Origin of the sequence: Phormidium sp. FACHB-592, from assembly GCF_014695795.1 — a bacterium.
In the GTDB taxonomy this organism is placed as follows: domain Bacteria; phylum Cyanobacteriota; class Cyanobacteriia; order Leptolyngbyales; family Leptolyngbyaceae; genus Stenomitos.
In genome coordinates this window covers 153,940-171,769 of the sequence record NZ_JACJOZ010000103.1, presented here as the reverse complement: position 1 = coordinate 171,769, position 17,830 = coordinate 153,940, and the positions used below count along the sequence as shown (strand labels likewise).

The 17,830-nt window shown below is 49.6% G+C and carries 15 protein-coding genes; 7 read left to right on the top strand and 8 right to left on the bottom strand.

The annotated features are described in order from the left end of the window. Window positions 1-240 precede the first annotated feature (240 nt). Window positions 241-1,092 carry a M48 family metallopeptidase gene (locus tag H6F86_RS27495; RefSeq protein WP_190454358.1) on the top strand — a complete coding sequence of 284 codons (852 nt, stop codon included), beginning with the start codon at window positions 241-243 and terminating at the stop codon, window positions 1,090-1,092. Between the two features lie 230 nt (window positions 1,093-1,322). Here H6F86_RS27495 and H6F86_RS27490 read toward each other — a convergent pair whose 3' ends face one another. Together H6F86_RS27490 and H6F86_RS27485 are read right to left on the bottom strand one after the other, a co-directional pair. Continuing rightward, window positions 1,323-2,081, bottom strand: coding sequence for a metallophosphoesterase family protein (locus H6F86_RS27490; RefSeq protein ID WP_190453402.1), 759 nt, complete (start codon window positions 2,079-2,081; stop codon window positions 1,323-1,325). A 235-nt stretch (window positions 2,082-2,316) separates the two neighbouring features. Then, the gene (locus H6F86_RS27485) at window positions 2,317-3,042 is read right to left on the bottom strand and encodes a DUF1995 family protein (protein ID WP_190453399.1); all 726 of its coding nucleotides are present in this window, start codon (window positions 3,040-3,042) and stop codon (window positions 2,317-2,319) included. Between the two features lie 212 nt (window positions 3,043-3,254). Between H6F86_RS27485 and H6F86_RS27480 the strand changes: the two genes are divergently transcribed. Continuing rightward, a complete protein-coding gene (locus H6F86_RS27480; RefSeq protein WP_190453396.1) occupies window positions 3,255-4,031 on the top strand; it encodes a fasciclin domain-containing protein in 777 nt (258 codons plus the stop codon). 187 nt (window positions 4,032-4,218) lie between these two features. Here H6F86_RS27480 and H6F86_RS27475 read toward each other — a convergent pair whose 3' ends face one another. Both H6F86_RS27475 and H6F86_RS27470 read right to left on the bottom strand, forming a co-directional pair. After that, complete coding sequence (locus tag H6F86_RS27475) at window positions 4,219-4,551, bottom strand: hypothetical protein (RefSeq protein WP_190453393.1); 333 nt, start codon at window positions 4,549-4,551, stop codon at window positions 4,219-4,221. Between the two features lie 266 nt (window positions 4,552-4,817). Then, a complete protein-coding gene (locus H6F86_RS27470) occupies window positions 4,818-5,999 on the bottom strand; it encodes a DUF2252 domain-containing protein (protein ID WP_190453390.1) in 1,182 nt (393 codons plus the stop codon). A gap of 486 nt (window positions 6,000-6,485) precedes the next feature. On the opposite strand from H6F86_RS27470, the gene H6F86_RS27465 reads away from it, so the two are divergent. Beyond that, the gene (locus tag H6F86_RS27465) at window positions 6,486-8,735 is read left to right on the top strand and encodes an ATP-dependent helicase (RefSeq protein WP_190453387.1); all 2,250 of its coding nucleotides are present in this window, start codon (window positions 6,486-6,488) and stop codon (window positions 8,733-8,735) included. 293 nt (window positions 8,736-9,028) lie between these two features. Next, window positions 9,029-9,208 carry a DUF2949 domain-containing protein gene (locus H6F86_RS27460; protein WP_190453384.1) on the top strand — a complete coding sequence of 60 codons (180 nt, stop codon included), beginning with the start codon at window positions 9,029-9,031 and terminating at the stop codon, window positions 9,206-9,208. A 12-nt stretch (window positions 9,209-9,220) separates the two neighbouring features. Here H6F86_RS27460 and H6F86_RS27455 read toward each other — a convergent pair whose 3' ends face one another. The 4 genes from H6F86_RS27455 to H6F86_RS27440 all read right to left on the bottom strand — a co-directional run bounded on the left by H6F86_RS27455 (window position 9,221) and on the right by H6F86_RS27440 (window position 14,574). Continuing rightward, window positions 9,221-9,703, bottom strand: a complete 483-nt coding sequence (locus tag H6F86_RS27455) for a Crp/Fnr family transcriptional regulator (RefSeq protein WP_190453379.1) — start codon at window positions 9,701-9,703, stop codon at window positions 9,221-9,223. Between the two features lie 180 nt (window positions 9,704-9,883). Next, the gene (locus H6F86_RS27450) at window positions 9,884-12,958 is read right to left on the bottom strand and encodes a HEAT repeat domain-containing protein (RefSeq protein WP_190453377.1); all 3,075 of its coding nucleotides are present in this window, start codon (window positions 12,956-12,958) and stop codon (window positions 9,884-9,886) included. A gap of 351 nt (window positions 12,959-13,309) precedes the next feature. Further along, window positions 13,310-13,852, bottom strand: coding sequence for a translation initiation factor IF-3 (gene infC / locus H6F86_RS27445; RefSeq protein WP_190453374.1), 543 nt, complete (start codon window positions 13,850-13,852; stop codon window positions 13,310-13,312). Window positions 13,853-14,196: 344 nt separating this feature from the next. Then, window positions 14,197-14,574 carry a Mo-dependent nitrogenase C-terminal domain-containing protein gene (locus tag H6F86_RS27440; protein ID WP_190453372.1) on the bottom strand — a complete coding sequence of 126 codons (378 nt, stop codon included), beginning with the start codon at window positions 14,572-14,574 and terminating at the stop codon, window positions 14,197-14,199. A 371-nt stretch (window positions 14,575-14,945) separates the two neighbouring features. Here H6F86_RS27440 and H6F86_RS27435 point away from each other — a divergent pair, with 371 nt between their 5' ends. From H6F86_RS27435 to H6F86_RS27425, 3 genes are all read left to right on the top strand, one after another. Continuing rightward, a complete protein-coding gene (locus tag H6F86_RS27435) occupies window positions 14,946-15,566 on the top strand; it encodes a TetR/AcrR family transcriptional regulator (protein WP_190453369.1) in 621 nt (206 codons plus the stop codon). An 80-nt stretch (window positions 15,567-15,646) separates the two neighbouring features. After that, window positions 15,647-16,261 (top strand): 2OG-Fe(II) oxygenase, encoded by a 615-nt coding sequence (locus tag H6F86_RS27430; protein ID WP_190453365.1) that lies wholly within the window; start codon window positions 15,647-15,649, stop codon window positions 16,259-16,261. 150 nt (window positions 16,262-16,411) lie between these two features. Beyond that, a complete protein-coding gene (locus H6F86_RS27425; RefSeq protein ID WP_190453362.1) occupies window positions 16,412-17,791 on the top strand; it encodes an aminopeptidase P family protein in 1,380 nt (459 codons plus the stop codon). Window positions 17,792-17,830: the final 39 nt, after the last annotated feature.

The following is a 17,830-nucleotide window of genomic DNA, read 5'->3' as shown; positions in this document are numbered from 1 at the left end:
AAGTACACGATCGTTACCATTCGGGGAATCTTTGAGTAAGTGCCTGGGATAAGCCTTTGTTGCTGCCAGTCGTACATTTTTTAGCGTTTTAACGCTCTTCATTTTCAAGCTGATACAGCGATCGCCTCTTTTAAGGATATCACTGCTTCACTTATTGACTAACGTGTTAGTGGAGCCGATATTCAGATGAACAGGTTCGCGATCCATGACCTTAATCCTTTTCACCGCCATCCTCTAGCCATGCTGAAGCTCTCTGAACTTTTCTTGCGCCGCTCTTCTCGCTGGGTTTACCCCTTACTCTCGGTTCTTGTTGCGCTTAGCGTATGGGTCGGGCAACCGCTGCTGGTTAGAGCTTTTTCGCTAGGTGATCTCATTCGCATCATTCCAAGTGGCATACAGGTAATCCAGCTTGCCAAACTTTCTGACCAACAAGAAGTGGCAATTGGTAAGCAGATGAACGAGCAAACGATTACACGCCGTTTTCGGCTCTATCGCGGTGCTGAGCTTAATCAGTACGTGAACCAAATTGGTCAGCGGCTAGCAGCTCAAAGCGAACGAACGCAAATTCCATATACGTATCAAATTGTGGAAGATAAAAGCGTTAACGCCTTTGCAACAATGGGCGGCTTTGTCTATATCACTACTGGGCTCATGCAGGCAGCTGACAATGAAGCCCAGCTTGCCAGTGTTATTGGGCATGAGACAGGTCATATTGTACGGCGGCATCTAGTGAATCAATTGAAAGAAGAAGCCACGTTACGGGGGGTCGCAACACTGGCAAATGTCAATCGCAACACCATTATTAATCTAGGAACCACGTTGGCACTGAGCCGTCCCCATAGCCGTAATGCTGAGTTTGAAGCCGATCAAGCCGGTCTCAGTATGTTAGGACGGGCAGGCTATGCCCAGTCTGCAGCACCCGCCTTTATGAGCAAGCTGTTGAGACAGTCTTCTACACCAACGTTCTTGAGTACTCACCCAGCCACATCTGACCGCGTAGCTCGCTTAAAGCAGTCAATCAATCCAGCAATGGAGAACGGGGCAGGACTCGATACCGTTGCTTACAAGGCGCGGCTACGATCGCTCTCTTAGCTAATCTCTGAAAAACAAAGTATTCGTAGGGGCACGTTTTACCACTGGTTGACGAGCTAGACCGTTCAATCTTGGCTAAACCTACCCCACCAAAGGTTCAATTCTTTCTTGAGAAGCTCCTTATCTAGCTTGAAGTTAAGCTGGAGTTACTGCACAAAAATGTGCGTTCAACATCCAAAGTTGTATTCAGAAATGTGCTTTCTCTCGACCCATACAGAAGCAGCGCGGCACTAGAGAAAGAGTGCCTGCCGATGTGCTACAACCTGCGCTGGCTCAACATCTGTGATAGCCTCATCAAGCGGTAGCATTCGGATGGAGCGATTAAAGACATTGGCTTGATAAACGCAGCGATTAGTCATATCGACACCAGTGAGCCAGCCACTCTTAGGATGATACGCGCCCGTGTCAATATCTAGCCAACCATTTCCACGCGCTAGCTCACCAGGAGCAACTCTGGGCAGCGTAAACGTAATGGTGTGACCGGTAATAATCAGTTTGTCGGCAAAGTAAGGCTTAGAACTGCTGTGAAACTCGTCGCGAATCCAGCAAAATTCTTGTTTTGTTTGTGCTTGAAGAGGCAAATTAGGATGGACACCAGCATGAACCAGCCATAAATCGCCTAGATCTATATAGGTCGGTAGCGTTTTCAGCCAGTCGAGATGGTCGGCGAGAATACCATTGCTACCGTAGCTAGCGATCGTGGCGCGTCCACCACTGTATAGCCACGCTTGCAGAGCTGGATGAAACGTTCGTCCATTAGGAAAGGCTTCTAGCAAAAGCTGTTCATGATTGCCCAGTAAGCAGTTGTAGCCATGCTGCTGCACAAAGCTGATCACGTTAGAGCTTTCTGGTCCACGGTCGATTAGGTCGCCTAAAAAATAAACCTGATCATCCGTGCCAGGCGCAATCGCTTCTAGCAGTAGCATCAGACCTTCGTAGTGACCGTGAACATCGCCAATAATAATACGACGATGATTAGCTTCACCCATCTGCGATCGCCTTTTGTATAGTCTTGTCTAAGCTTAAAAAACTGTACGCCTACCAAAACGAGGTACAGAGCACTAATGAACCAAGCAGAGGCTTACTCAAACCCTTTATAACGAGGATACTTTGTAAGCAATATATTCATTATGCCCTGATTTATTTGACGTTCTCGTGCCAGGTATTAAAGCTTACACTTGCTGCCCAAAGTTCATTAAACCTTTATTCATCCCTAGCGATCGGTTACTGCACCAGCGCCCTAAGGAAGCGTTGCATTTCCTCTATAAAACTCCGCTTTGGTGCTGCTTGAGCACCACCCACTCGAAGCAAAATTTCCTCTAGCTTTTCAGAGCTTGGCTTGAGCAGTTCTTCTGCAGCCAGTGTGTAAGCCTCATCTGACTCTAGCCAAATTTGCCAAGGCGACGGGTAACAGCGTAATAAAGCCGCTTGATCGAGTGGGCGTACATAGTAGCAAGGCTCAAACGTACTGAGAAAACGTTCGCGAATTTTACGCGCTGTGTAGCCGATCCCAACTGCGCCAATATCTTCTAGACGGGGAGCCAGCAAGATAACAGGGCGATCGCCAGCAACGGTGCAAACTTGTTCAACAGGTGACACTTCGACCGTAGATGGTGCGACAAAGAGAAAAACCTGGTCATTGGGACTTACTAGCTCTTCAACCGGGGTTGTTTGCCGCGCACCGGCTACATCTAAGCTACAAATTTGATGCGATAGCATTCCCCAGTCACGTCGGGCTAACGCAGCAGCTCCAGCATCAGTAAAAAATATTTTCAGCCCTGCACCTAGCTCGCTAAACACTGGAAGGTACTGAAGGGCGACTGGCGTAGGCTTTAGCTCTGGTAACAAGAGGTCAATCTGTAAACGGGTATAGCCAGCCGCGATCGCCGCTTGAGTGGCACTTTGCGCCTGCGCGATCGCATCATCTAAAGTCTGAGGAAAAGCAACCATGAGTGGTAAATGCTAAGGGGTAAAAAGCTGAAGCGTAAGCGAAGAAGTGCTGACGTAACCATCCTAAGCCTATTAGAACGGCTCCTTTTATAGAAAAGATGCAATATCACAGTACCAAATCTACCTTCAGGCGTACTTCACATGGCAGAGGTGAATAGATAAATCACTATTTAAGCTAGGCAATGTTAACGTTTGTAACCAAGGAGCAAACCGTGAATTACTCACTTAAGCTACTTGTAGGTTTTTTGGCTGCGGCTGGTGTAACCACAGGTATTAATCTCGTTGCTAATGCCCAGCAGACTCCGGATACAATGACGGCTCCTGCTGGTGCAGGTCAGGTAGACAGCCCAATACAACCCAGCCCTGCTCAAGCCGCACCTGGCGATCAAGCGCCAACGCAGCAAGCTCCAATGGAACAAGTGCCCACGCAAAGTGCTCCAGTTCAACCCTCTAGTACACCCCTGCAAAGCCCTAATCAGTCAAGCGTATCGGTTCCAGAGTCTTCGGCTTCACTTAGTATTGATACGATCGTCGAAAAAAGCGATTCCTTCAACATCCTTAACTCTCTACTGCGTGTTGCCGATCGCAATGGTGAGTTGAGCCGTCAGTTAGCAGGCGGGGGAACGTACACTGTCTTCGCACCGACCGATCGTGCTTTTGCTGCTTTACCTGAAGGCACGATCAAGCGGTTGGTGCAACCTGAAAACCTCGCCACGCTGATCAAAATTCTCAGCTACCATGTTGTTCCTGGCAAAGTTGATTCCAGCAAAATTGAATCTGGTGAAACAAAATCTGTCCAGGGTTCACCGTTAAACATTCAGGCTAATGCTGGCAGTGTGACGATTAACGATGCTCAAGTGATTCAAGCTGATATTGAAGCTCGTAACGGCGTTATTCACGCAGTCAACAAGGTCATCTTGCCTCCTGATGTGCAGGTAAGCATGGAAGTAGCACCTCAAGCATCGGGTTCTGTAAATCCAGTTAATTAAGAGTCTTGTTGGAAGCCTTCTATAGCCTACTTCTGAGCTAAGACTGCTTTCACAGACCAAATAGTCACCTAGCAAAAGCGGGGTCGGACACTAATTGTCTGACCCCGCTTTTGTTGAAGCTAATTTATGTTGAAGCTAGTTTATTTTCGTTGCCTCAGCTTTAAAGCTCTACAACGTAGACTGTTGCTTAACGGTTACGTTGACGGCGAGTCGTTCTAGGACATAGCTCTGTGTAAGCTTCAGGCTCTAGCCGCCAAATGGCATAGCCTTTTGCCAGTTTGGTAATTACAGCTTCGGTGCCTGCTGTGAGCAGCCGATTGGCAATTTCCAGCGATCGTTGGCGGTCTGGAACCACTTTTGCAAGACCATAGTACTTGCCATCAACCATCACAGCGGCAACCCGATATTCTTCCTCTGGTAGGCAGATATGGCAGGAACGATATTGGTCGCGAGATTCTAGTATTTTAGGAGTCTGGTCTAGGTGATTTGTGGGTGTTTGAGAGCGGCTGGGGGATGGCATGAACTTGACCTTTTTAAAAGGCTCCAGAGGGGATGATTTTAAGAATCAAAAGAAACTTTACTGGAATAGCTCTATTGTCTCTGCAATCTCTTCGTAACTGAAACCGTGATAACGCGCATTTTTACAGCCTTCTGGCGTAAGATACCGCCTACTGCTGTGCAATTTCCTCTTAACCCTTACGCGCCATACTGAAACTGTATGCCTCCTCAACTATATGCCTCCTCCCTGTCACCTTGTTGTAGCAGGCAATCCTGCTATTTTCTTCTTTACAACTTGGCATGGCGGAATGTCTCGTAGTCAGCTTCGACTTGGATGGCGTAATCGTGGGCATAGGTCAATACAGTCTGATGCCAGTCAATGGATTGGGCAAAGGCAATGAGGTCACCCGCGATCGCCGGACCCTGTTGTCCACTGCTTAACAAATGTCCCCAGGCCGCTATGCCTGCCATCGTCTCAATTACCTTACGCAGACGACCTAATTTGCCGTTCCACTGCTCGAGTTTCACGGCATCATCTGTAGGCTGGAGTTCGCGCAGAACGTAAGACTGACCGTCAAGTGATACTGTGTCTAACAAAGCTGGTGGTGCCCATTGTAGGCGCTGCTGTATGGTAACAATGCGTTCTGCTTGGGTTGCCCAATACGGCTGTGGCAAAAGTACGTAGGGCTGAAGGGAAGAGGAGACGCCCGTTTTAAGATCCAAAAGATAGTTGCTGTCAGGTGAACCGTTGCCTTTAACCAGGAGAATGTAACGTTCAAGCCCCAGGCTGCCAGTACCAGCAACGCGATAAGCGGCATCTAGCAGGCGGAAAAATTTTGGTTTCTTTTGCTTGGCTGCCCAAATTTCAAGCGATGCCTCGATCTTGTCCCGCTGGTTTGAGTCGATCGCTAGTGTTTTTTCGTCAATGAGAAGCCGTCGAGTTTTGCCAACCTTCTTCGTTCGCTCGTTTAAAAAGTCTTTACGTTTACGCTTTTTAAGACTTTGCAGTAGCTCTTTCACTAAGCCCGTAGCTGTCTCCCGGTTAACGATGCCAACTTGCCCCTTTGCCAGCACTTTAGTGTAAGCAATGAGAAAATTTTGGCAGAGCGCCCGAGCCTCGGCTTCTTCCAGCTTAAGGTTATGAGCTGCTACCAGGATTGAGGTAAGAAATCGTGCCAAATCCCAGGTGCAAGGTGCAAGAGCCGCTTCATCAAAATCGTTGACATCAAAATAGACGAGGCGATCGTTCCCTTTATAACTGCCAAAGTTTTCTAAATGCAAATCGCCACAAACCCAAACTGGTGGTGCTGTATTAAGTGGGGAACTAGCTGGAAGATCTTTGTAAAATAAGTGACAGGTGCCGCGCAAAAAGGCAAACGCATTTTCACGCATCGTTTGATACTTCAGGTCAAGAAGCTCTGGTTTACGGTTTTGATTAAACTGCTGAATGCGCTCAACAACAGTTGTCATAGTGTTTCTATCTTTTGTAAGTTGCTATAGCAAAAGTCAGATTGACGAGAGCGAGGTGCAGGGCTAAAACTCCTGGTAAGGGGTAACATTGCCACGACTCTTTTAATCCCAACATCCTAACTTCTGTGGCAACAGTTATACTTTTGGCGTGATTGACTTTTAGCGCTGTTGCAAGGACGGCTTTCTCCTCATCCCCTCGCTAAATGTCTGGGTTATGCCCAAGCATTGTCCAGTTTCATGCGTTAATACGCCTCTATCCCTACCGCTTCAAGGAAGCAAGAGCTGATTGTTCATGCTTTTAGAAGGAGTGTGGAGCATCCGTTTAAACAGACGATAATTGACTCGTTGGCGAATCAGGCAGAATAGGAAGGCAGTGGCAGTATGAGAGCGGCAGTGTGAGAAAAAGCTGCTCACCAAAATGAGTACGGTAAAGTACTTCAGCCTTAGAAGCCTGTCTTTCCACTTCGTTTATGCTCATCACGCTTTATGCTTACAGGTTCTACCAACGCTTCACTCGATCAACTTCGCGATACGTTACGACCGGGACAGCGTGAGATTGCGTTATGGACAGGCGGAGCATTGGCGGTTTCAGCAGTACCAGGAGCGGGAAAATCTACGGGGATGGCAGTTGCCGCCGCGATCGCTATTGCACAGCAGCAACTGCACGCTCGTCGTCAGTTGGTAGTAGTGACCTTTACGCGCTCGGCAGCAGCAAACCTGAAGACAAAGATTCGCGCCAACCTGAAAGCATTGGGGCTGCCGCCAGGGGGCTTTGTCGTACAAACGCTGCATGGGCTTGCCTGGTCGATCGCTCGTGCCCATCCAGCCTTGTCAGGTTTGAACCCAGATAGCGTCTTGGTAACACCCGATCAGAACCATCGGTTGATTCGTACCTGTGTTGAGCAGTGGATTTCGGCAAATGCGCGCCACTATCAAACGCTGCTAGAAGGACGGCAGTTTGACGGTGAGGAAACGGAGCGTCTACGCCGCCAGTCAGTGCTGCGAACAGAGGTGCTGCCTACGTTAGCAACCACAGTGATTCATGAGGCGAAGAGTTCTGGTTTATTGCCAGACGATTTGCGATCGCAGAGCAATGACATAGACGATCCCTATTCTGTGCTGACGATCGCGGCAGGTTTGTACGAGTTTTACCAAACCCAACTCCGCTTTCGCAACCTAATCGACTACGACGAAATGATTTTGGCAGCGCTGCGTGTGCTGGACGATCCCCAGGTGCGTCAGTCTTGGCAACAGCAGGTATTTGCTGTTTTTGAGGATGAAGCACAGGATTCCAGTCCCCTACAGACGCGGCTGTTAGAGATTTTGGCGGCTGACCCGGCTGACCCAACGAGCTACGATCGCATCAATCTCGTCCGAGTTGGCGATCCAAACCAGGCAATCAATTCTACCTTTACGCCCGCAGACCCCATCTTCTTTCGGGAGTTTTGCGAAGCGTGCCGCACTCAGAATCGGCTTGCAACGATGACGCAAGCGGGACGGAGTAGCCGTCCGATTATCGAGGCAGCAAACTTTGTGCTTCAGTGGGTGAACCAATCAAACCTTGCAGGCACAGAGCAACCGTTTCGTGTGCAGACCATTCGCCCCGTTGCGTCTAACGATCCTCAGCCCAATGCTAACCCTGTGCCAGAAGGACAAGGACTGGAACTCTATACACCCGAAGATGTGTACCAGACAGTAGAGCATATCGGTCAGCGAGTGCTGCAATTACTCAAGCAACATCCAGACGGGCGAGCGGCTGTGCTAGTGCGGACAAATGACCAGGGGCGCTTTGTAGCAAAGGAACTGTATCGCTGGTACGGGGATACCCTACCTGTGTATGAGGTGGGGCAGCGCGATCGCCAGTCCCACGTTCCGGCAGAAATGCTAACCCTACTGCAATTTCTCGATCGCCCCCACTCGCCCGATTATCTCAAAGCCGCTTTAACCGTTTTGGTGACGCGAAAGCGTATTTCCACTCAAGATCTCAACGCTCTTGTTAGCTTTCCAGAGCAATTCCTTTATCCCGGTCCTCTTGATCCAGTACAACCAGAAGCCGTTGTTGAAGCCCGCCGTTACTGCAATAGTCTCTTGAACGCCCGCTTGCAGCTTCCGCCTGCCCAGCTCATCCCCTTCCTCGCTTTGACGCTTGACTACGAGCAGACCGAGTTGGCAACTGCTGATAAGCTGACAGAACGCCTTGTCCAGCAGACAGAAAACAATGCGCTTTCAGCAATTCTAGGGATCTTAAGCGAGATTGTGGCTTCAGAGCAGTTCGAGCCGGTTGATGCAGACGATACTGAAGAGCGCTACACTCGCTCAGGGCAGCTTACTGTGATTACCATGCATAAAGCGAAGGGGCTGGATTGGGATTACGTGTTCATTCCGTTTTTGCATGAGCAAACTATTCCCGGTAGCCAATGGGTGCCACCGCAGGCACAGTTTCTGGGCGATTTTACGCTAGCAGAAGTTGCCCGTGCCCAGATTCGTGCCAGTTTACATAACCAGTTTCCGCTGCCATCGCTTGCCTCTGCTTGGGAGCGGGCTAAAAACCTTAAAACCGCTGAGGAATTCCGTCTCCTTTATGTGGCAATGACGCGGGCAAAACGTTTGCTGTGGCTCTCCGCAGCACGGAAAGCGCCGTTCACATGGAACAAGCCCGAAAACCTACAAGACCGTGAGCCATGTCCGGTGCTACCAGCTCTCATGGAACGGTTTCCTACCTCTGTGATGACTTAAGCGGTTCGGTTTTCCGATCGGGAAAATGAGAGCCTGACAGTGAAGATGAAAGAGACTAATTTGTTACCAGTCAGACGGCAGTCTTAGCCAGTCTGAAGCGAGTGCTTTCAGGCTAACTACTGAGGGTATTTCCTCCACGCATTGTAACAGTCTCTATCTAATGGCTCAAATTTGTGATTTGAGCAGCACGTTCTTGTAGAATGGCTTACATTATTTATGAGAGTACGTTGTAAAAGTTAACAAAAGTAGTTCAACAAACATAAGACTGCCGTGAGCGGCTAGATGGAGGCTCAATGGAAGCCCGTTTAATTAAATTTTTACAAGAAGAACTGGCGATTTCGGACTCAGCGATCGCCACAGTCAAGCGTCACCAAGAATTCAGTGCAACCCTGCTGCCGATGCTTCTCTGGCAGTATGGACTGGTGACGCTAGAAGAGCTTGACCGAATTTTTGACTGGCTTGAAACTGCCTAGTTTGAACGTCTTTTAACGTCGCGCCGTTCTAAATACTGGTGGCGGCGGGGGAGGAACCACAGGTGCTTTCATGTGATTCATCTTTTGGTTTAGTTCGCGGATACGGCGTGAAAGCAGGCGAATGATGTTAACAGCAATACCGGGCGTTTCGTCGATCGCCTCGTAAAGCTGCTGCTGTGTCAGCACCAGACAATCACAGATTGCCAGCGTGGTAACAGAGGCAGAACGAGGTTCTGCGTCAAAAAGAGACATTTCGCCAAAGCAAGCTCCTTGCTCAAGCTGCACAATTTCCTGTTTGCCGATGTGAACGCTCACTTTGCCGGACACTACCACATAGAGCGATCGCCCTTCCTGCCCTTCCGTAAAAATCGTGTGGTTGGTTGGAAACGACAACTCATCCATAATGGATGCCAACCGTACCAGAAAGTCATCCCGCAACTCTTTGAAGATGGGAACTTGCCGGACAAACAGTAAGCGATCGACGCTGGTTAACATAAATCGATAGCGGCTTGAGCTGGAGCTGAGACAAAGAACTCTAGACCCGAGACATGGAGACGTGAGTGGCTATACCAAGTGTCGGCTACGTAGTGAGCAGATCGATGTTAGACGATCGCAAAAATCTACGGTTGAGACAAGGCTTTTCCTAGAGTGCCCATGATGTGTCAGGAAACCTAACTAGATTGGTTCCAATCCAGTTCGATTTGGAAAATTAATCACATTATTGCCTCGTTTTGCGGTCTGGTTCACTGTTTTTGCCGAATTTGATGCAAATTCTCGCATGATCGTCTGCACTTGATCAGCCACTAACGGGTCTGGGTCATGAGTTAGCATCGGCAATAACCTCATCAAAGCACGCGGCGATGCCATTTTAAGGTATGCGAGCACTGATTCACGCACAAACCCCCTGGGATGTCGCAGGCAGGCAATTGTCTGTTCCGGTGTCAGACTCCAACGCGCCTGCCGCGCTAAGTGAAAGCAGCAGGCGAGCGACCAATCCGACAAAAAGTGACGCAAATCAAGTAAATGACGCAGTCGATCACTGGGAGCCATGGGTTCATAGCTCATTAAGTCTGACAAACTTTGTAATTTGTCTAGGTCAGAGTTGCGATCGAGCAAGCTTAACAAGGCACGTTTACTGGGAATATCAAGCGTATTGTCCAAAATTTCGAGTCCACGTGCCATGCTACTGCGCGAGTTTGACTGCAAGTTAAACGCAGCGGCTTTAATTGACCCGATCGGGTACAAAAACTTCATGAGTAGAAATAGGCGCTCTTCAGCATCAGCCTGCAAATCGCGTAGGGAGCGTCGCAAAAGGTCTGCCTCACGCCCCCAGACTTGCGTCGGTGTCAAGTCAAGTAGCGCGGCATAAAGCTGCCCTACAAACATGAGTTCGTGGTCAATCAGTCGTTCAATGCCACGTCTGCCTAAACGATCGGACACACTATCAATCCCCAAATCACGAGGCATTTCTAGCAAAATACGCAGAATGCTTCGGCGATCGGTGCCCCATGCTGTCATCAAGTGAGCAATCAGCGCATCTAGTGCCTCTAAGGTGCCAATTTGCCCGATCGCTCGCCATGCATGGAGTCTTACTAGCTCAGGCTTATGCGTGTCTTCTGCTAGTTCTACTAGCATGGGAATGGCATCATTCTCCAAGCGCACTAATGCCTGCATCGCTGCTTCGCGGGTGGACTTGTAGTACAGCCCACGTAATAACGATGGGTAAAATTCCTCAAGATGAGTGGAAGCGATCGCCTCCAACAGCGCACAGCGTACCCGTAACGACTCGTCCTGTAGCAAGTCTGGAATATAGAGCCGCAACGCTTGTAGATAAACGGCCTCTCCCAACGCACGACAACCCATAACGCGTTCTTTCTCCTGCTTATGGGTCAGCATAAACCGTAGCGTATTGGTAGCTTCTGCCTTTTGTGTGGGGTTGCCCCGTCGCATCATCAGTGATGCTGCTGTCCCTCGCACCACTGAATCGACCTCTGGACGCAGGTAAGGGCGTAATTGACGAATATCTGGCTGGTCTTCAGTCAACCAGACATAGCGTAATGCCACCGCTAGCACTTCTGGCGAGGGCGATTGATCAATCAGCGATCGCACCTGTTCCAAATAAGCTGGGTTAGGGGATGCCAGCATTGCTTCTAGGCTTTTGCGCTGCAAACCAGGTGATAGTTTTGCCAGCAAGGGAGCTAGTACTTCACCGACATTCTTATGGTCAAGCTGGCTTAACAGTTCAATGCAAGACCCTTTGTGTACGTCCGTTCCAGGCTGATCCAACGCTTCGATTACTGCTCGCTTCAGTTCCCGCAGATCAACATCCCCACTGAGTTGTCCCCGCTCGGCGCTCATGACTAGGAGACCAACATACTTGCTACGCAACAGCCAGATCGTCAGAACCCAAAGCAACGATAGACCGACGACGACGGGCAGAAGCCAATTAACTCCCATGTCACCCAGGCTAGTGTTACGGCTAAACCAGACCAACACCAGCAGCGCTAGCCCAGTGGCACCAGTAGACAGTGGCTCGGCAATGCCTCGCACGATGGACTGGATGCCACTCCGCATACTGTCGGGAATCGGCTGAAACAGTACAGGACCTAAGCTGGCAAACAGAGTGTAGTGCAACAATTCATCCAGAAACTTGAGCACCACTAGGCTGACAAAGAGTCCTAGTACCCATCCTGTTGGCGCGATCGTCATTGCCACTGCCCCCAGAATGCCAATCATGCCTGGTAGCAGCATTGCGGTTGCAAAGACGCCAATGCGCTCAATCACACGACTAGAGGCTAGCCACTGCATTGCCAGTTCACAAACACCTAAAATGGCGCTAAACCAGCCTAAAAAACTAGCGATCGCTGCGTCAGAATTTTGTTGTCCCAAAAACTGAGCGATCGTACCTGCATTACCAAAGAGCTGAAGCTGACGGAGAAACTGAAAATCGATCAGCAGCAGTAGCACCTGCGCCAGAACAAAAAAAGTAAACAGCAAAACGACATAGCGCCTGAGCGGACCCTGCAAGCGGCGATTAGCAAACTCACTCAAGCGATCTTCAGAAGTGCGTCGCAGCGAGTCTGGAAACGCTTGCTGGTACGACTGGCTTAAATAAAAGAGAATGCCTGCGCCAATGATCATCATCAGGCAAGCCATCGCTACAACGTTTTTTAACCCGACCCAGGCGATTAGAAAGGTCAAGGAAAAGCCACTGATGACATCGGCAACGAGAATGCCACTGCTAATCAGCGGATAGGTACGCTTAATCTCCCGAATATTAAAAAGTTGATTGGCTGTAATCGACGTATTGAGGTCATTGAGGACATAAATCGCCTCTAGCCAAAGCCGCATGAGAAAGATTGTAATCGCGATGACAGTTGCCCCCCAAAGGGACGACTGATTGTCTAATCCAAACCAAAACAGCAGTAGCGGTGCTGCCATGAGCAATGCCGTGAGCACCAGCACTCGCCGGAGTGGTAGCACCTTCTGCAACTGTGAGTAGACAAAGCCTAAGCCTGAACCAATGCCCGCACTGGCAATATAAATCCAGGGCAACCCATCTTCCGCATTGTATTTCTGCAAAAACAGCGCGACTGTGCTTGCCTCAAACCATACCAGCCCGATCGACGTGATTGTGTAAAAAGCAAACATCAGAAACGTGCGCTCACTCTCCTCAGGACGGAGATTGACCCACCGCAGAAGTTTCTGCTTCAAACTATGATCACTAAGCCACTGGCGCTTGAGTTCCATGCCGCGTTTGCATCCTATATGCGTAGCCGAACCCTGATGTCTCTTTGACCCCAACAGGCACCTGTCGATCGCTAGCATCGCACCTTGTAACTTTTGAAAGCGCGATTGTTACGGAGTCATCGTTGGATAGAGCAAGCCGTTGTTTGCCCCTACAAGCGATCGGTTACGAGCAGAATTAAATTGGTTTAACTTAGCTTGCCCCGAATGGCTTTCATTTTAGATAGCTGCTGACCATTCAGGGCAAAAATTTCTGACATGAACCCTGTGAGCACACTAAAAAGGCACCCCAAACGTAATCGGAGTGCCTCTATCAGTAGCGCGTTTAGTCAGCTTATCAAACAGCGCTACTCACTATTTTTTAGGAGCCAATAGCATCATCATGTTGCGTCCTTCTCGCTTCGGCGCTTGCTGCACTTCGGCAAGCTCCTGAAGATCGCCTGCCATCCGCTTTAGCAAATCTTCAGCAATGTCGCTATGCTGAATCTCGCGTCCCCGGAACATAATGGTTGCCTTTACCTTGTCACCATCTTTCAAAAACCGCTTCGCCTGGTTGATCCGCACCTCGTAGTCATGCGCTTCAATCTTGTAGCGCATCTTGACTTCTTTAACGTCAACGGTGTGCTGTTTCTTCTTCGCTTCACGAGCCTTCTTTTCTTGCTCGAACTTAAATTTGCCGTAGTCCATGATGCGGCAAACAGGTGGATCGGCTTTATCGCTGACAAGAACCAGATCCAGGTCTTTTTCTTCAGCGATTTGCATGGCATCGCGGGGAACCATAATCCCTAGCTGCGCACCATCCGAGTCGATCACTCGAATTTTCGGAAAGCGAATCCGTTCGTTAATTGCTGGTAAATCGCGATTTGGTCTTCTCTCAATTCTTTCAATCACAGGCATTTGATGGTTGGCAAAGTAGGGGTTGACAACTGGAAATCAGTCTTCAAGCGTGGACTGGATGGCGTGTCGTCAATTGCTAGAGTACAAAGGTGCCAGAAAACAAGTAGTCATAGATGACCAGTTTGTGAGTCGGGCATGGACTAGCTACTTGCTATTCTACTCAGTCCGTCGAAAATTCTGCTTAATTGTTACGTAAGTTCCAAGAAGTCAGAAAAGCTGAGGACATGGCTGCTGCAATCTATGCCTTTAAGTTATGGGCATTTAGCAGTCTGTCTAGTAACGCTTGCAACCTTTAGTGAGCGATCCCTCTACAATGCAGTCCTTCTACTAGCTAATCAAGGGAGTTAGCAGTAGCGGCTCACATCCTCGCCGCATTCATCAGCTAGGTAACACAGCGATCGAAAGCGCAGCGCTACAACCTGTTCATAGAAAGGGTTGAGCTTGCAGAGAGGCGGGATGGAGAAAAGGGTGCGATCGAAGAGTTTAATGGTGCGCTCAAAGGGGCAGCGACCTGGGATGATTTGGCAAAAGGTTCTTGCTGTTCCGGCGTCATGAATAGCAATGTTATCCAGCCATTGGCGGATCGGTTGAAGTGGAGCGAACCGATTGATCCGTGGCGTGACTTGCTGGGATGATGTCGTTAGGTCAAGGGCTGTTTCTGTAGTAATCCAAACAAACTGTTCGACTTGAGCACTGGCAGCGGTGGCGTTAGAGTGGTTCATTTCTTCCTCTCAAGAATGAGATATGAGAAAGCTTTTTGGTGGTCGTCTGCTAGTGAGGCAGATGTTATCCACAGAGCGTTCTGATGAGCGTTTTGTGGTGCTGTGAATCATTTACTCTGATACGTTTATGCTGCCAGCCTTTAAAGAAATCTTAATGGGCAGGATTACTGAAAGATCGGTCGCTGCTATTTCAGTTTTCAGCGACTTTACCCAGGAAATGGGTGGGATGACGGAAGATTGATCGGCAGCACCGTTTTGACTGCTCACCCTTAGCAAATCTGTAATGATCTATGACACTTTTACCGTCCTAGTAAATATGCGATACAGAATAGCGCTACGTCTTTGCTCAACCTGCTTATTTCTAGAACGTTATGCGTCTTTCCCATCCGCCGTCATCACCTGAGACCGAAACGCGTACCCGCATTCTTAAGTCGGCGCTGAAGCTGTTTGCAAAATTGGGCTACGACGGTACAACAACTCGTGACTTGGCTGAATCTGCTGGGATCGCTGAGGGTACGCTGTTTCGTCACTTTCCGAATAAGAAGGCGATTTTAATTGAGGTGGCGACGCAAGGGTGGGTCGAAATCTTGACGGACTTGCTAACAGAACTGAGCGAAATGGGTAGCTATAAGGCAGTAGCGCAAGTGATGCGGCGACGGATGCTGAATTTGCACAAGAACGCCGATATGCTGAAGGTCTGCTTTATGGAGGCACAGTTTCACCCAGAATTGCGCGATCGCATCCAGCTTGAAGTCATTGATAAAATGACGGATGTTGCAGAAGTCTTTTTTCAATCTGCAATGGATCAGGGCATTTATCGGCGCATGAACCCAAAGATTGTGGCGCGGGTGTTCCTGGGTATGTTTGCGGTGGCGGGCTTCAGTCAGGACACGATTATGGGAGAAGGGTCATCGCCTGCTGAGATGCAAGAAATGGCGGAAGGGCTGGCAGACATCTTTTTGAATGGCGTGCTGGTCAAGAATGGAAGCTGAAACGCTAAAGGATGAAGGCTAAAAGGTTTGGGTGGGTTAGGATAGAAAGCCTGCAATTTGCGTTAAGTGAAACTACACCGTTGAGTTACTACCGTCAAGAACCTGATGTCTTTGCGATCGCCGACCTCCATCGGTTGCGTGGAGAAATCTTGGCGTGTCCCTATTTTGCGGTGAATAATCTGAACCGCGATTTTGTTGGTACGAAGGGCTTCTCAGTTGTGTTTCAGCAAACTGGGCTAGAGACAGTGAAGCAACAGTTTCCCTTTTTCACGCCCTATCTCGATCGTGCCTTGCAACCTTACTGCAATGCCTTTTACCTCAATCCGCTGCTGCTAAAGGAAGGGTCGCGGGTTGATCCCCATATTGATCGATCGCTGCGATCGTACTGCAAAACGGTGGAGCCACCAGCGATCGTAAGCGTCCTTTACGTGCAGGTGCCAACCAATCTACAGGGTGGGGAACTGGTACTACGAAATCATCGGCAGCAGGTGGGGCAGATTAAGCCAACATTTAATACGCTGCTTCACTTTCAGGGCGATCTGACTCATGCTGTAAACCCTGTGAGAGTTAGCGGCACACGCTTGAGTCTGGTATGTGAGCAATACAGTTTGAGTGCGGCTGAGTTGCAGGAGATTCCTGAGTTTACGATCGAATCTAGAGCCGCGAAACCAAAACGGGCAACTGCAAGAAGATGAGAGTAGCTCTAGATCCCCAACTTCTAGATCCTGGTTAGCTTGCAGGATGGCTACAGCAAGCAGTGGGGGATCTGAATCGCTGCTTCTTCTGATTGGCAAGGCTGGAAATGACAGAATGAAGCAGGCGGTTCTCTCACTAATTCCAGCGTCATGCAAACTCTAGACCGAAATCCCTCTTTGATCGCTGCGTTACAGACTCGACGGACTAAATTGGCAGCTCTAGTAAACGTGCCTGTGCTGCTGTGGTCTGGGAGCAGCAGTCCGCGAAACTTTCGGGCAAATACCTTTCCGTTTCGTGCTAGCAGCCACTTTCTCTACTTTGCAGGGCTACCGCTGGAAAATGCTGCGATTTGCTTAGATAGTGGCAAGCTGGTCTTGTTTATGGATGAGGCGAGTCCAGGAAGCGCGCTGTGGCATGGAGAGTCGCCAACGCGAGATGAAATTGCCGCGGCGATCGGTGCCTATGATGCGTATCCCTTAGCAGAGCTAGACTCTCAGTCAGAGATGGCAACGATCGCAGTGCAGGATGCTACGACTCGCTCGCACCAAGCTAGAGTTCTCAAGCGTGCGATTGCATCAGCCGATGATTCCCAAGGTTTTGACTTGGCGTTGGCACAGGCGATCGTCTCCTTACGAACGACCCATGATGACTTTGCACTGGCAGAATTACGAAAAGCAGCTACGGTCAGCATTGCTGCTCACAAAGCAGGTATGGCAGCAACGCCCTACGCCCGTACAGAAGCAGCAGTACGAGCCGCTATGGAGAGTGTCATTATTGCTAACAATATGACCTGTGCTTACACAAGCATCGTCACGGTTCACGGCGAAGTGCTGCACAACAATCAGTATCACCACCCAATGCAACCAGGGGATCTGCTGCTTGCAGATGTGGGCGCAGAAGCTGCCTCTGGTTGGGCATCGGATATTACCCGTACTTGGGCGGTAGCGGGCAAATTTTCGCCGGCACAACGGGCAATTTATGATGTGGTGTTGGCAGCGCATGATGCCTGTATAGCCGCTATACGCCCCGGTGTGGAGTATCGTGAACTGCACTTGCTAGCAGCACGGACGATCGCGGCGGGCTTAGTAGATTTAGGTATTCTGCGTGGGCAGGTAGATAATCTGGTTGAGCAGGATGCTCATGCGCTGTTCTTTCCTCACGGAGTAGGGCATCTTTTGGGCTTGGATGTGCATGATATGGAAGATTTGGGCGATCTGGCAGGCTATGAAACTGGGCGCGTGCGGAGCGATCGTTTTGGGTTGAATTATCTGAGGCTCGATCGTCCACTGCAAACAGGTATGGTCGTCACGATCGAGCCAGGTTTTTATCAAGTGCCCGCCATTTTGCAAGATCTAGAGCGTCGATCACGCTATCAAGCGGTTGTGGATTGGGATCGTCTGGCTCAGTTTGCTGATGTCCGTGGCATTCGCATTGAAGATGATGTGCTGGTGACGGCAACGGGTTCAGAAGTGCTGACAGCGGCATTACCGACGAAAGCGGAGGCGATTGAGCAGTTGGTGCAGAGCTAAACAAGCTGCTTCTTGCCTCATTCAAGCTGCTCCACAATT